Below are 13,756 nucleotides of genomic sequence, written 5' to 3'. Positions count from 1 at the left end.
GCAGATCATTATGTGAGAAAATTTATGAGGGAAAAGGATCACAAATATCAGCAAGAAGAGAAGCAAGATCATGAGCATTATGATCCTTTAGAGAGATTCACGCAATTTTTAAACCGTAAAAATGAAAATCAAGGCTCTCAGCATACTCAAGCTTCATCACAATCTGATCATTTAATCCCTCAATCTCCTAAAACTCATTTCCAAAATGATGATTTTGATCTGCCTTTCTTGGATGAGGAATTTGCAAATAATTTAACTGATCAATTTTCATTTGACGAGAAAGATAAACCAGCAGATTTGCCATTTCACGTCAATAACCAAGAAACAGTAAACACTCCTTCTTCAACTGTTTCCTCTGTTTCTCCTGAAGAAAATGATTTTTTATCTGAGATAATGCACTCTTCTTCCCTTAACAATGCTGAAGAGAAAATTTTAAACACACTATCCCCATTACCCATTCAAAAAAATCAAATACTACGAAACAAACAAACAGCAACACATATTGATCCTTTTTTCGCAGAGGATCATTTTAATGAAAAATTAGAGGATTTTCCTCTTAATGCAGATATAAATGATAGAACTTCAACTACTAAAACAGCACATAAAAACGCTGTACCTTTTTCACAAACTAAAGCAAATCATTCAGATATTATTGGCACACAATCAGCCCCCTATAATAGTGAAAACTCCTATTATAAACCGTCAAACTCTTCACATGGGATGCCTACTGATCAACAAACTTTAGAAAAAGACCAGTATAGCGGTATACAAAGATCTTCCTCTTCTTCATCTCTTAAGACGACGCAGAATAGAGATAACGCTTCAATGAGTAACATAACAAGTGCTGTCTCATCTTTTTTAAATTCGCCACAAACCAATAAACCGCTTGATTTAGAAGATCTCTCACAAGAAGAGCATATTATTGATTATCCCAAATCTCACAAAAGAGAGCCCTTACAACAGGAAGTTGATATAAAAAAAGCTCAATATAATCAGGATAACTTAAATTATATGAGCTTAAAGACTACACAAAAAGGCAATTCTTTTGCACATAACTCCACTCACCACGACAATCCTCCTCCAGATGTTGATACTTACAAATTTATAGAGGAAATTGTAGAAAAAACTGAACCAGTCATGGTTTCAGAAATTCCGTATGAAAAACCTAAAGAAGATAGGCCTACTGATGGACTTAAAAAAGAGTTTTCTGACGTATTTAATGTGGGAAATATTTCAGAAAACGATTTTTCGCAAAAACAAAGTAAATTTTTTAACGAACTTTTTCATACCCCTGAGAAAAACCCAAAGGCGGATTTACACATAAATACTCAGCAAAAAAATGCCAATTATCATCTCTTTGAAAAAAAAGGATATTCTTCCTCTTTTCCAGAGAATTTACAATATAGATTCACAAATGAAAAATCAGCACATAAATTAACAACGCCTATTTGGAAAAATTTTATTATTAGTAAGGGTCTTATCGGAAGTGCTGTTTTTTTAATCGCGATAGTCATTGCTTTTATAAACTATCTTCACTTTTTTATGTCATCAAATGAAAGCGAAAATTCACCTATAATTCATTCTGATAATGTACCTTTTAAAGTTAAACCGGAAACAACTGACACTGAAAATAACATTATACATAATTTAAATATTTATAATCAAATAACTGAGAGAGATGAAAAGAAAGAAAATACGCAAAAATTTCTTATTGACGCTTCTGAACAGCCTGAACTTTTAACAGAACTAAATGAATTAGCGTCTGCAAACACCGCATCATCTTCTCCTGAAATGTACGACAATGTTGAAGATACAATCACAGAAGCTCTGAATCATACTATGCCAACACAGGAAGTTCAGACTGTTATTGTAAAGCCAGATGGCACAAGAGCTTTGACTTCAATAAATAATGAAAATGTAGAAGATCCTAATCATGCTACTCCAACACAAGAAGTTCAAACAGTTATCGTGAGACCAGATGGTACAAGATCATTAACTTCAAATCGCTATGTACAAAAAACCACCGTATATCAGCCTGAAGTCGTTGAAAAATCTCAAGTTACATCTGAAATATCTTCACACTCCTCTGATATCAGCGAACAGGAAAGTTATTCTAAAGAAAATATTGATACAATCATTGCAGGAAATACTTCTACCCATAATATCATGGGAAAAAGTGATGCTTTATTTATACCGGTACCTTCATTGACTAAGCCAAGTTTACATGCACAAACGCAGGTCGTTTCCCGCTCAAATCCATCAACACAAACAACGGCGCAAAATTTAGGAAATTACTATGTTCAACTTGCATCCCAACCAACACTAAAGTTAGCTGAAGATTCTTTGAGAAATCTAAAATCTAAATTTAGATCTCTTATTGGTACTCATGTGTTAAATATTTACCCCACAAGCATACCAGAAAAAGGGCTTTACTATCGTGTTCGTATTCAAACTCAAAATCGTGATGAAGCTATAAGCCTTTGTGAAGATATTAAAAGTTCTGGAGGAAGTTGTTTCATTACAGCTAAATAAGCTACTAAAACTACCGCTATATTATATTGAGTTTATTACTGCTCAAATTGTTAATTATTCTTAGGAAGTCTTATCTTAGATATTATTATATCAGTTGTTGTAAATTTTCTTCCTCAGTTATATTTTATTAAATTTATTCATTTAAAGAATTTTATTTATAAATGATGGAAGGTATTACGATTTTGAGCCTATTAAAAAACGCCGTGTTAAAATCTCTTCTTGAACATATTACTACCTGGTGACTTCTTAAAAGCCTTAACATTACAAATACTTACTTTCAAATAAAATCAATCAGTTATAAGGAATTACAAATAATTTGATAACGATTTAAAGTATAATCAAAAGAATAGCTGCAAAATGGCTAGTTCAATTTAAATTCTGAAATAGTGTATTGATATAAAGAATTTCTTATCACAATAACTGATATTGAAGAACTTCTTATCATAATGCCATACTGAAAATATTTCAGTATTTTCTCAGTAAAAAAATATACAAAAATAAAACATTCTCTAAGAAAGTTTAGTTCATGGATTCTCTCTTATCATCACTTCCATTTAAAATAGAAAGACATCCATCACCTTTATCCGATGAAAAACGTGAAAAAATTTTAAAAAATCCTGGTTTTGGTCAGTTTTTTACAGACCATATGGGCGTTATTCAATGGACTGAAAAAAAAGGGTGGCATAATGCTACTATTTCTCAATACAAACCTTTAGAAATTAATCCAGCAAGTACTATATTACATTATGCACAAGGAGTTTTTGAAGGTTTAAAAGCATACCGTGCAAAAGATGGACGTATTTTATTATTCCGTCCTGATGTCAATGCTCAGCGTTTTGTGGAATCAGCAAAACGGTTAGCGATGCCTGAATTACCCCAAAACATCTTTTTAGATACAATTAATCGACTAGTAAAAATTGATCAAAAATGGGTTTCCGATCATCCAAATGCTAGCCTTTATTTACGTCCATTTATGTTTGGAAATGAAGGCTTTTTAGGAATTCGTCCTTCTCGAGAATATATTTTCTGTATCATAGCATCTCCAGTTGAGTTGTACTTCACAGGAAAAGAAAAACCGATCTGTGTATGGATTGAAACAGACTATAGTCGCACTGGTCCAGGCGGTACAGGAACTTCTAAATGTGGAGGCAACTATGCAGCAAGTTTACTCGCACAAAAAAATGCAATCCAAAATAATTGTAATCAAGTGCTCTTCCTTGATACAACTGAACGTCAATGGATTGAAGAACTCGGAGGTATGAATATTTGCTTTGTTATGGCAGATAATACTCTTGTTACACCTGCTCTTAATGGTAATATTCTTGCAGGGATAACCCGTAATTCAATTTTGAAGTTAGCACAACAAATGGGTTTAACAGTACAAGAGCGCCCTTATGCTTTTGAAGCTCTTAAAAAAGATGTACAAAACAATCAGCTCAAAGAAGCTTTTGCCTGTGGTACTGCTGCTGCTATCACATCGATTGGTCGTTTCAAATATAAAGGTGGAGAATTTATAATTGGTAATGAAATGATTGGTGAAACCACAGCAAAGCTCCGCACACAACTGATTGATATCCAAAAAGGAAATATAGAAGATAGAAACGGCTGGGTGCACTCCATTCAATTACTGTAATTAACGAAGCAACATTTTAATTCATCTTGAAACTTTATAGCAGTATAATTTCGTTAAACATACGTATCATCGTTTAAAGCGATAACCAGAAAAGCGCATCAGCTAAATTTTGATCGATCTTTATGCTGTGCCTTAATATTACGAATTGTACCAGTATGTGAACGCATCACGATTGTTTCTGTCTGGATATAATCACGAGTAAATTTAACACCAGAAAGCATATTACCATCTGTTACCCCTGTTGCAGCAAACAAAATATCTCCCTTTGCCATCTCTTCTATTGTATAAACTTTATTAGGATCAGTAATTCCCATTTTAGAAGCACGCGTAATTTTTTCTTGTGTATCAAGCTGTAAACGCGCTTGTATCTGCCCACCAATACAGCGTAAAGCTGCTGCAGCTAATACACCTTCTGGCGCACCACCAATACCTATATACATATCAATGCCCGTTTCATCTGGATCAGTTGTGTGAATAACACCAGCAATATCCCCATCACCAATCAAACGGATTGATGCACCCGTTGCACGCACTTCACTGATCAGTTCTGCATGGCGAGGCCGGTCCATAATACAAACAGTAATCTGATTAACAGCTACCCCTTTGGCCTTGGCAAGAGCAAAAATATTGTCCTCAGGCTTAGCATCTATATCAACCAACCCTTCAGGATAACCGGGACCAATTGCAATTTTTTGCATATAAACATCAGGAGCGTAGAGTAAATTACCTTTTTCAGCAATCGCAATCACTGAAAGCGAATTGGCAAGATTTTTAGCACAAATTGTAGTTCCCTCAAGCGGATCAAGCGCAATATCAACGGCCAGTCCATTCCTTAACCCTACCTTTTCTCCAATATAAAGCATAGGAGCTTCATCACGTTCACCTTCACCAATTACTACTGTACCATCAATAGGTAAACGATTAAGCTCCTGACGCATTGCATCTACAGCAGCCTGATCAGCTGCTTTTTCATTACCATGCCCCCGCAAACTTGCAGCCGCAACAGCTGCACGTTCAGTCACACGTACCAATTCAAGCGTTAGAATACGATCAAGTCCATTCGAGACATTCTGAATTGCTTTGGGCATATAATAAAATCCTATTAAAATTAGTGTTAGTAAAAAATGTTGGCGTTTATTACCAAATACTGATTAATTTTTTTTGCAAAGATGAAAGCTTTCTACAATAGAAAAAAAACAGACTTCTACATAACTTCATGTTATTTATACGTCTTATAAAAACAAATTAAGATTTTTCAATGAGATGATCATCTTCTAATAAATACGTCCTTCACCATAACGTATTTGTTTTTCAATAAATAGCTCTAAAAAATTTTCAATGGTAAAAACCATTTATTTTCTATTTTCATTTTTTTCCTAAAATTGAAAACAATATCGTCGATTATTATCATACTCACATTTCAAATTTTTTATTAACCTTTATCACTTTAATTTATATATTACCTTTTCTAGATTCTCCCCCAAAAGCTATCTGCATTGTATCAACATGCATAAACACCCAAAAATTATTCAATAAAATGCGTTTTTTTTTAAAAAATCACTTATAGGACTTGCGAAGTAAAAAGATCCTCTCTATAAAGCCTCATCACTGGTTTGCGCCCATCGTCTAGCGGTTAGGACATCGCCCTTTCACGGCGGAAACAGGGGTTCGATTCCCCTTGGGCGTACCAGTTTTCTATAACAGGCGCATTAGTGCCTAATCACGTTATTAAACTAGAGTCGGCTTTTTTATTATTTGTTCCTAAAAATCATTAGCATTGTTACAAATATATACAGCTCATAATTTGTAATCTGTATAACAAGTTAATGGTCACTTTATTCCATGAAAAAATTAAAAAGACCAACTCAGTACCAGCAAACCCCAATTGATATTAAAGTCCACCTTATGTTCTCTACGATAAATATTATGCAAATTCTTCTGAAGATTTGGGAATAGAATCTTATTCATCAATTCATGTACAGGGTGCAATCTTTCAAAGATCTGGTCATCAAATTTAATTTTTTATAAAATTTATCAAATGATTAAAGAAAATATTTAATAAATAATAGAAAATCGAATAGATCCTATAGCTCCAGTAAATATCTGCTTACTTTCTTGCTGAAACTGTTGAATTGATTCCTCATCAATCATACGACGATCCCATATCGCGCTAGATATATTGCTTTGTTTCCAACTAGTCAACTTTTTAGCGAAATTTTCTACATCTGATTGATTATATACTTTAGCAGAATCATTTTCTGTAATGTCCAATAAAACTTGTGTTCCGTTAGACAATTTCTCTTCTTTATCTAAGGAATTCAGAAAAATCTTCAATTGATCATCATTTACTGTTACGGGAACATAAATCTGAAAATATTTCTTTGGAGTACCATCGTAATCTTGAAATGGTGAAACACCATCATCAGCTAGCTCTCCTAACCAATCAACAAAATTAGCAACACTGTGCAAATGAGAAGAAGAGTCTGTAACTCGCGCTTTATTATTAGAAGATTCTTGAATATACAGCAATGCGTCATACACAGTTGAACGAAAAACATCTCTAGTATTAATATACACAAGTGAGGCTTGAAGAGTATCTTGAACTATTTCATTAAAACCCTGTCTCACATGTGAACTATTATTCTTCTGATATTCCTCAGTCCTTATATGTGACCGAAATGAATTGATAAAAACCATTATCCCCCCTCCATTCAAGATAACGTAAACGATATCTGAAACGGAATTATGTAACACAATAAATAAAACTCAAAAATAAAAAAGAAAAAATAAATAATAAAAATTAAATTTTATTTATAAATATTTTTATATTTTTCAAAATATAATACAGTAGCTTATTGTTATATTATTCTATTTCTTTATAAAATTGAATTTTTTCTATTGTGCTTGTTTTTACTTTTCATCATAGAACTGAAAATGCTATAGTAATTTATATTGCTGACAAGAAAAAGGGACCTTTAATGGAAAAGATCAAAGTGGACAATCCCGTTGTCGAAATCGACGGAGATGAAATGACGCGTGTTATCTGGAAATATATTAAAGACAAATTGATCCATCCCTATCTCAATATTGATCTTAAATATTATGATCTCTCCATTACCAATCGAGATGCCACTAACGATCAAGTAACGATTGATTCTGCTCATGCTATCAAACAATATGGAGTTGGCATAAAATGTGCAACTATCACTCCTGATGAATTACGTGTTAAAGAATTTAACTTGAAAAAAATGTGGAAGTCACCCAATGGCACAATCCGCAATATTTTGGGAGGAGTCATTTTTCGTGAACCTATTATCTGCAAAAATGTTCCACGTCTTGTTCCCAATTGGACAAAACCAATTATTATTGGGCGTCATGCTTTTGGTGATCAGTATAAAGCAACTGATTTTAAATTCCCTGGCAAAGGAAAATTAAGCATCAAATTTGTTGGTGATGACGGTCAAGTTATTGAGCATGATGTCTTTGATGCCCCGAGTGCAGGTGTTTCCATGGCTATGTATAACCTTGATGAGTCAATCCGTGATTTTGCACGCGCATCTTTCAATTATGGCCTACAACGGAATGTTCCTGTTTATCTTTCGACAAAAAATACCATTCTGAAAGCTTATGACGGCCGTTTTAAAGATATTTTTCAAGAAATATTTGATACGGAATTTAAAGATGAATTTGAAAACCGTGAACTAAATTACGAACACCGTCTAATTGATGACATGGTTGCTTCTGCACTCAAATGGTCAGGTGGTTACGTTTGGGCGTGTAAAAATTATGATGGTGATGTTCAATCAGATATCGTGGCTCAAGGTTTTGGTTCACTTGGTCTCATGACCTCTGTTCTCATGACTCCGGACGGAAAAGTTGTTGAAGCAGAAGCTGCACATGGTACAGTCACGCGCCATTACCGTCAGCATCAAAAGAATGAAGAAACATCAACAAATTCTATTGCTTCTATTTTTGCATGGACACGCGGATTAGCGCATCGTGCTAAACTTGATAACAATGAGAAATTAAAAAACTTTGCTGCTATATTGGAAATGGTCTGCATTAATACTGTTGAAGAAGGTTTCATGACAAAAGATCTTGCGATTTTGATTGGTCCTAAACAATCATGGCTCTCCACGGTGGGTTTCCTTGATAAGATTGACCAAAATCTTAAAAAAGCAATGGCTAATTGAGACATTATTGAAAACTTCAAAATTTTACGAGAGGAAGGCTTTGAACCCTTTCTAGAAAAATCAGAAAACTGAACTATAATTTAACTTGGGGAAAAAAAGATTATTTTTAATATATAAATGGTTAAAGAACACAGTTGGTCTGAACTCTTATCTGGTAAAAACGGTCTTTACTCTCTAACCCTTTCGGGTGGAGTTATTCTGCACGCCGTCAATGTTTACATCGTTATTACTATTTTGCCTTCCATTGTAAATGATATTGGTGGTGAACAATATTATTCTTGGGCATCCGCTATTTTTGTTATAGCTTCACTGATTGGAGCTTCGCTTGTAACAAAAATGCTAGGAAAAATGGGGCCCCATAAAATCTATGCTATTTCTGCGCTCATTTTTGCAACGGGTACCTTTATCTGCAGCATTGCTAGCAATATGCCATTATTTTTAATAGGACGCCTTATCCAAGGTTTTGGTGGTGGTTTTTTGTTATCTTTATCCTATTCTGTGGTACGCATTATTTTTAGTCCTCATTTATGGTCATACGCATTAAGCATTATCTCTGGAATGTGGGGCGTCTCAACATTGCTAGGACCAGCCATTGGTGGTATTTTTGCACAATATAACTTATGGAGAGCATCCTTCTGGATTGTTGGGTTTTTAGCAATAATTTTCTCACTCATAGCATATAAGTTTTTGCCAAAAGAAAATAAAACTCATATTCCAACACTCCCTTTTCCTCTTGTCCAACTCCTTACCCTCACCTTATTAATTTTTATTATCTCTATTGGCAGTGTTATCGATACAACAATTGCAACAGCTTGTGGTTTAACGATTGGGATTGGCCTTCTTTTCGTTTTAGCAAAGTTTGAATCATCAACTCCTCATCCTATGCTGCCACATAAAACCTTCTCTTTTTCATCTGAATTTTTTCCTATTTATTCGCTGATACTCATCATGAGTACAGTAGCTTACGGTATGGAACTTTATCTACCACTTTTTCTTCAAGAACTTCATGGTAAAGATCCACTGACTACAGGTTATATGACTGCATTAATCAGCCTTGGTTGGACGTGTGGTTCTTTATTAACTGCTAGTGCATCAACAAAAAAAATTCGCCGCATCATAGTATATTCTCCTATATTAACACTTTTAAATATGGGGATACTTTTATGGCTTATTCCAACAGAAGTAACTATTTTTGAATATATTTTCATTATTGGCTTAGCATTATTTGCTATCGGAATTAGTAACGGTATAGCATGGCCACATCTGTTAACACGAATATTACAATGTGCTAGTGATGAAGATGCTCTGCGTGCAAGTGAATCCCTCACGTCAGTACAATTATTCCCAATAGCGTTAAGTGCAGCATTAGCAGGAACAATTACTAAGCTCGCTGGTCTATTTAATCCTGGAGGAATAGAGGGAATGATTTTTGCAGCAAAAGCTCTTTTTACAACATTTATCGGTATTTTATTCTTTCTTGGTATTCCATTTGCATTACGCGTTTCGTACAGAATATTTAAAAATCCAACCGGACAAAATTGACCCATTAAATGAGAAATGCGTGAGTCATCATTTTTATCAATACTCAAGAATAAAAAGTTGATCACTGAATAATAAAAATCACTCAGAATAATTTATGATATCTTTCCATCACTGTCTGGAGCAATTTAACAAGCTCTATCTCATAAGCTCTGCAAAACTTACCAATAAAAATTCAAGTGCATCAATAATTTAGATTTTTTAAAACCAGTTAATTATAAAAATCATAATTTTTTTCTATTGATCATAATTTATATGAAACCAGAAATTTTTTATAAAGGAAATGCTGCAATAATCATTACCAAATGAATATTTTATTATTCATTTGGTAATGATATCAAAATACGTTGCTATATCATGAAAATCTCTAGAATAATCTTTTACGTTTTACAAAGTTAAAATAGACATCATCATACTACATTGAGCTATTTTCTTTTAAACTGCGTATCACATACAGTTGGTATGGTGCTTTTATCTAAATTTTTATAATTAATTCTTACAAAATTTGATAGAAAACGCAATTTTTACACTTATTTAAGAAATCACTAACCTGTAATTAACATTATTGATCTAAACAGTTTTTTCCGGATCATGTATTGCGTATCGGAGAACAGTTGTCTCTACCGGATATTTTATATATCATAGAGAAAACATCTATCAATAAAACTGCGCTATTCTAGAAATGGATGCGCAGTTTTATCTTTTTTAAGAGAAATACTCCAGCAGTTTATAGTGTTAAGGAAAACAAAAAAATCTTTCTATAAAACAATGAATTCAATAATATGAGCAATACTCAAAAAATCAGACACTAATTTTCCAATATCTTATCACCTTGCATCCATGCAGAAGTTGTTTCAGCACAAAAGTCTGCATAACATCCTGCTTCAATAGCATCACGAATACCCTGCATAAGTTGTTGATAATAAGAAAGATTATTCCAAGTTAACAACATACCACCAAGAGATTCACCCGATTTTATTAAATGATGCAAATAAGCACAGCTATAATCACGTGCAGCAGGACATGGTGATTGTGGATCCAGAGGACACGAATCTTCTGCATAACGCGCATTACGTAAATTAATCCTGCCAAAACGAGTAAAAGCTAAACCATGACGCCCTGCACGGGTTGGCATCACACAATCAAACATATCAATACCTCGAGCAACACTTTTTAAAATATCATCCGGCGTCCCGACCCCCATGAGATAACGTGGCTTATCCTCTGGCAAAAGCGGACAAGTGGCATCTAATACAGTTATCATAACATCCTGGGGTTCTCCAACTGCGAGCCCTCCGATCGCATAGCCTTTCAAATCCATCTCTTTCAATGCTAAAGCAGAGCGTTCACGTAATTTCATATTATCCCCACCCTGAACAATACCAAACATAGCTTTCTCAGGTTGATGACCAAACGCTGTTTTACAACGCTGTGCCCAACGTAATGAAAGTTCCATAGCCGCTTCTATTTCTCTCTCCTTCGCAGGCAATGCAATACATTGATCAAGCTGCATTTGAATATCGGAATCAAGTAGCCCTTGGATTTCGATAGAACGCTCTGGGCTCATTTCATATTGCGCTCCATTAAGATAAGAGCGAAAAATTACGCTTTGCTCTGTAACTTTACAAATTCCTGCGAGCGACATAACCTGAAAACCACCTGAATCCGTTAAAATAGGCTCAGGCCAACGTGCAAATTCATGTAAGCCGCCCAAACGCGCAACACGTTCAGCTCCTGGACGCAACATCAAATGATACGTATTACCCAAAATGATATCCGTACCAAGATCACGTAGCTGATCCATATACATAGCCTTAACGGTTGCTGCTGTCCCAACTGGCATGAATGCAGGTGTACGAATACGCCCTCGGCCTGTTATAATCTCGCCCCGGCGTGCACACCCATCTTGAGCAATTTTTCTATAGTGAAATGTCTTTATCATCATTCTTGCTTTTTCAATTTAATATATTCTATCGCCTATATTTCTGTAAGCGATAACTCTTTCTAATTGAATGATCATAAAGGTTACAAACATTATGATGATTTTTAATCATCTCAACACTGAAGCGACGTAAAAAATACAATGAGACGAAGAAAATATAAATTACTATAGCAAATAAATAACTTCAGTAGAGCTATTTACTGAAAATGAAAAAAGTTAATTGCATAGCAAAAATAGCTCACTCAAAATCTAATGAAATTCACAATAAATCATAATAATAGCTATATACAACATTCCTGATTATTTTGTAATTTCAGCAATCGTAGCCTTGATAATAGCATCAGGATCCATAGCAGGCTCACCACGCTTAATCTTATCAACATTCTCTATACCTTCAATAACCTGTCCCCACACAGAATATTGACGATCAAGCCAAGGAGCATCTGCAAAACAAATGAAAAATTGCGAATTACCAGAATTTGGATTCTGGCTGCGTGCCATAGAAACCGTACCACGTTTATGAGCAATATTTGAAAACTCCGCAGTCAAATCAGGCTTATTTGACCCTCCTATACCTGCACGTGACAAATCAAATGTTGTGCTATCTTTTTTTCCAAACTGTACATCACCAGTTTGTGCCATAAAACCATCGATAACACGATGGAAAACAACATTATCATAGGCTCCTTCATTCACTAGCTCTTTGATACGTGCAACATGACCAGGCGCTAAATCGGCGAATAGTTCAATAACCACTTTTCCTTTTGTTGTTTCAAGAATTAAGATATTTTCTGGATCTTTAATATCAACCATGGGATTCCCCTTTCACTTATTTACTAGCTTGCAAATGAACAGACTTAATAACATCAGGATCTTTTACAGATCCATTATTGGCTATAGTGCCTTTTTTAATTCTATCGACAACATCCATGCCTTCTATAACTTCTCCAACAGCAGTATATTGGGCATTTAAAAAAGTAGCATCATCAAAACAAATAAAGAATTGAGAATTTGCCGAATTAGGATCCTGTGAACGCGCCATACCAACGGTACCACGCTTAAATGGCTGCTTTGAAAACTCTGCAGGAAGATCAGGATAACTTGAACCACCCATTCCAACGCGTTTAAGATCAAAATCAGCGCTACCCTTTTTTCCAAATTTCACATCGCCAGTCTGAGCCATAAAACCAGGAATAACGCGGTGAAACACTACATGATCATATGCTCCTTCTTTTGCTAACTTTTTGATTTGGGTAACATGCTTTGGTGCAAGATCAGAACGAAGGCGTATAATTACATCACCATTTTTCAGAGATAAAACAAGGATATTATGATCATCTGCTGCTGCACTAAATGAAAAAAGGCAAAAAATGCACACCAAAATAGAAAAAAATCTAGAATACACACTCTTTCCCCTTTTTAAAACTTAAACTTTAAGCGCAAAGCTTGTGCGACATTTTGAGGAACAAAATGTGTAACATCTCCTCCCATAGCAGCAATTTGATGGACCAATGTAGAAGTTATCACACGACCAGAAATACTTGCTGGCAAAAACACAGTTTGCAACTCAGGAGCCATTATCCCATTCATCCCTGCCATTTGCATTTCATAATCAAAATCTGTACCATCACGCAGCCCACGAACAAGAAATGACGCACCAATTTCACGTGCTGTATCAATCAAAAGATTGTTAAATGAAATAACCTGCAATCGATCAGGACCTACATTCAATAAATCCCTTCCCACTTGCGTAATTAAATCAACACGCTCTTCAAAACTAAAGAGAGACTGTTTTTGAGCCTGCACACCTATAGCTACAACAACTTTATCAGCCAGCAGTAAACTGCCTCGCAAAACATCAAGATGACCGTTTGTAATAGGATCAAAGGAGCCTGCATAAAAAGCAATTGTCATAGC

Annotated in this window: 10 protein-coding genes and 1 tRNA gene; 5 read left to right on the top strand and 6 right to left on the bottom strand. The window is 34.8% G+C overall.

What is annotated here, in order from left to right:
* The first annotated feature begins 24 nt into the window (after positions 1–24).
* Positions 25–2,532, top strand: coding sequence for an SPOR domain-containing protein (locus tag BARBAKC583_RS03640; protein WP_005767022.1), 2,508 nt, complete (start codon positions 25–27; stop codon positions 2,530–2,532).
* 526 nt (positions 2,533–3,058) lie between these two features.
* Positions 3,059–4,165, top strand: a complete 1,107-nt coding sequence (locus BARBAKC583_RS03635) for a branched-chain amino acid aminotransferase (RefSeq protein ID WP_005767020.1) — start codon at positions 3,059–3,061, stop codon at positions 4,163–4,165.
* Between the two features lie 98 nt (positions 4,166–4,263).
* On the opposite strand, the gene glpX is transcribed toward BARBAKC583_RS03635, so the two are convergent.
* Entirely contained in the window at positions 4,264–5,253 is a 990-nt protein-coding gene (glpX, locus tag BARBAKC583_RS03630) for a class II fructose-bisphosphatase (RefSeq protein ID WP_005767019.1), read from the bottom strand.
* Positions 5,254–5,780: 527 nt separating this feature from the next.
* Between glpX and BARBAKC583_RS03625 the strand changes: the two genes are divergently transcribed.
* Positions 5,781–5,855 (top strand) — tRNA-Glu (locus BARBAKC583_RS03625).
* Between the two features lie 365 nt (positions 5,856–6,220).
* Here BARBAKC583_RS03625 and BARBAKC583_RS03620 read toward each other — a convergent pair.
* Positions 6,221–6,862, bottom strand: coding sequence for a hypothetical protein (locus BARBAKC583_RS03620; protein WP_005767018.1), 642 nt, complete (start codon positions 6,860–6,862; stop codon positions 6,221–6,223).
* Between the two features lie 281 nt (positions 6,863–7,143).
* Here BARBAKC583_RS03620 and BARBAKC583_RS03615 point away from each other — a divergent pair, with 281 nt between their 5' ends.
* Both BARBAKC583_RS03615 and BARBAKC583_RS03610 read left to right on the top strand, forming a co-directional pair.
* Positions 7,144–8,358, top strand: a complete 1,215-nt coding sequence (locus BARBAKC583_RS03615; RefSeq protein ID WP_005767014.1) for an NADP-dependent isocitrate dehydrogenase — start codon at positions 7,144–7,146, stop codon at positions 8,356–8,358.
* Positions 8,359–8,475: 117 nt separating this feature from the next.
* On the top strand, positions 8,476–9,900 hold the full coding sequence (locus tag BARBAKC583_RS03610; protein WP_005767012.1) for an MFS transporter: 1,425 nt from the start codon (positions 8,476–8,478) through the stop codon (positions 9,898–9,900).
* Between the two features lie 805 nt (positions 9,901–10,705).
* Here BARBAKC583_RS03610 and tgt read toward each other — a convergent pair.
* The 4 genes from tgt to coaD all read right to left on the bottom strand — a co-directional run bounded on the left by tgt (position 10,706) and on the right by coaD (position 13,753).
* Positions 10,706–11,839, bottom strand: a complete 1,134-nt coding sequence (tgt, locus tag BARBAKC583_RS03605; RefSeq protein ID WP_005767004.1) for a tRNA guanosine(34) transglycosylase Tgt — start codon at positions 11,837–11,839, stop codon at positions 10,706–10,708.
* Positions 11,840–12,139: 300 nt separating this feature from the next.
* On the bottom strand, positions 12,140–12,652 hold the full coding sequence (locus BARBAKC583_RS03600; RefSeq protein ID WP_005767002.1) for a peptidylprolyl isomerase: 513 nt from the start codon (positions 12,650–12,652) through the stop codon (positions 12,140–12,142).
* Between the two features lie 16 nt (positions 12,653–12,668).
* Positions 12,669–13,244, bottom strand: coding sequence for a peptidylprolyl isomerase (locus BARBAKC583_RS03595; protein WP_005767001.1), 576 nt, complete (start codon positions 13,242–13,244; stop codon positions 12,669–12,671).
* A 14-nt stretch (positions 13,245–13,258) separates the two neighbouring features.
* Positions 13,259–13,753, bottom strand: coding sequence for a pantetheine-phosphate adenylyltransferase (coaD, locus tag BARBAKC583_RS03590; protein ID WP_005766998.1), 495 nt, complete (start codon positions 13,751–13,753; stop codon positions 13,259–13,261).
* Positions 13,754–13,756: the final 3 nt, after the last annotated feature.

Origin of the sequence: Bartonella bacilliformis KC583, assembly GCF_000015445.1 — a bacterium.
GTDB classification, from domain to species: Bacteria; Pseudomonadota; Alphaproteobacteria; order Rhizobiales; family Rhizobiaceae; genus Bartonella; species Bartonella bacilliformis.
Note: the sequence above shows the minus strand (reverse complement) of the source record. Positions and strands in the feature narration are given on the sequence as shown.

Excerpts from the sequence above, each read along its gene's own strand:
- BARBAKC583_RS03600 (WP_005767002.1), bottom strand. The coding sequence starts at position 12,652 with ATGGTTGATATTAAAGATCCAGAAAATATCTTAATTCTTGAAACAACA.
- BARBAKC583_RS03620 (WP_005767018.1), bottom strand. The coding sequence starts at position 6,862 with ATGGTTTTTATCAATTCATTTCGGTCACATATAAGGACTGAGGAATAT.
- BARBAKC583_RS03640 (WP_005767022.1), top strand. The coding sequence starts at position 25 with ATGAGGGAAAAGGATCACAAATATCAGCAAGAAGAGAAGCAAGATCAT.
- BARBAKC583_RS03615 (WP_005767014.1), top strand. The coding sequence starts at position 7,144 with ATGGAAAAGATCAAAGTGGACAATCCCGTTGTCGAAATCGACGGAGAT.
- BARBAKC583_RS03610 (WP_005767012.1), top strand. The coding sequence starts at position 8,476 with ATGGTTAAAGAACACAGTTGGTCTGAACTCTTATCTGGTAAAAACGGT.
- tgt (WP_005767004.1), bottom strand. The coding sequence starts at position 11,839 with ATGATAAAGACATTTCACTATAGAAAAATTGCTCAAGATGGGTGTGCA.
- BARBAKC583_RS03635 (WP_005767020.1), top strand. The coding sequence starts at position 3,059 with ATGGATTCTCTCTTATCATCACTTCCATTTAAAATAGAAAGACATCCA.
- glpX (WP_005767019.1), bottom strand. The coding sequence starts at position 5,253 with ATGCCCAAAGCAATTCAGAATGTCTCGAATGGACTTGATCGTATTCTA.
- coaD (WP_005766998.1), bottom strand. The coding sequence starts at position 13,753 with ATGACAATTGCTTTTTATGCAGGCTCCTTTGATCCTATTACAAACGGT.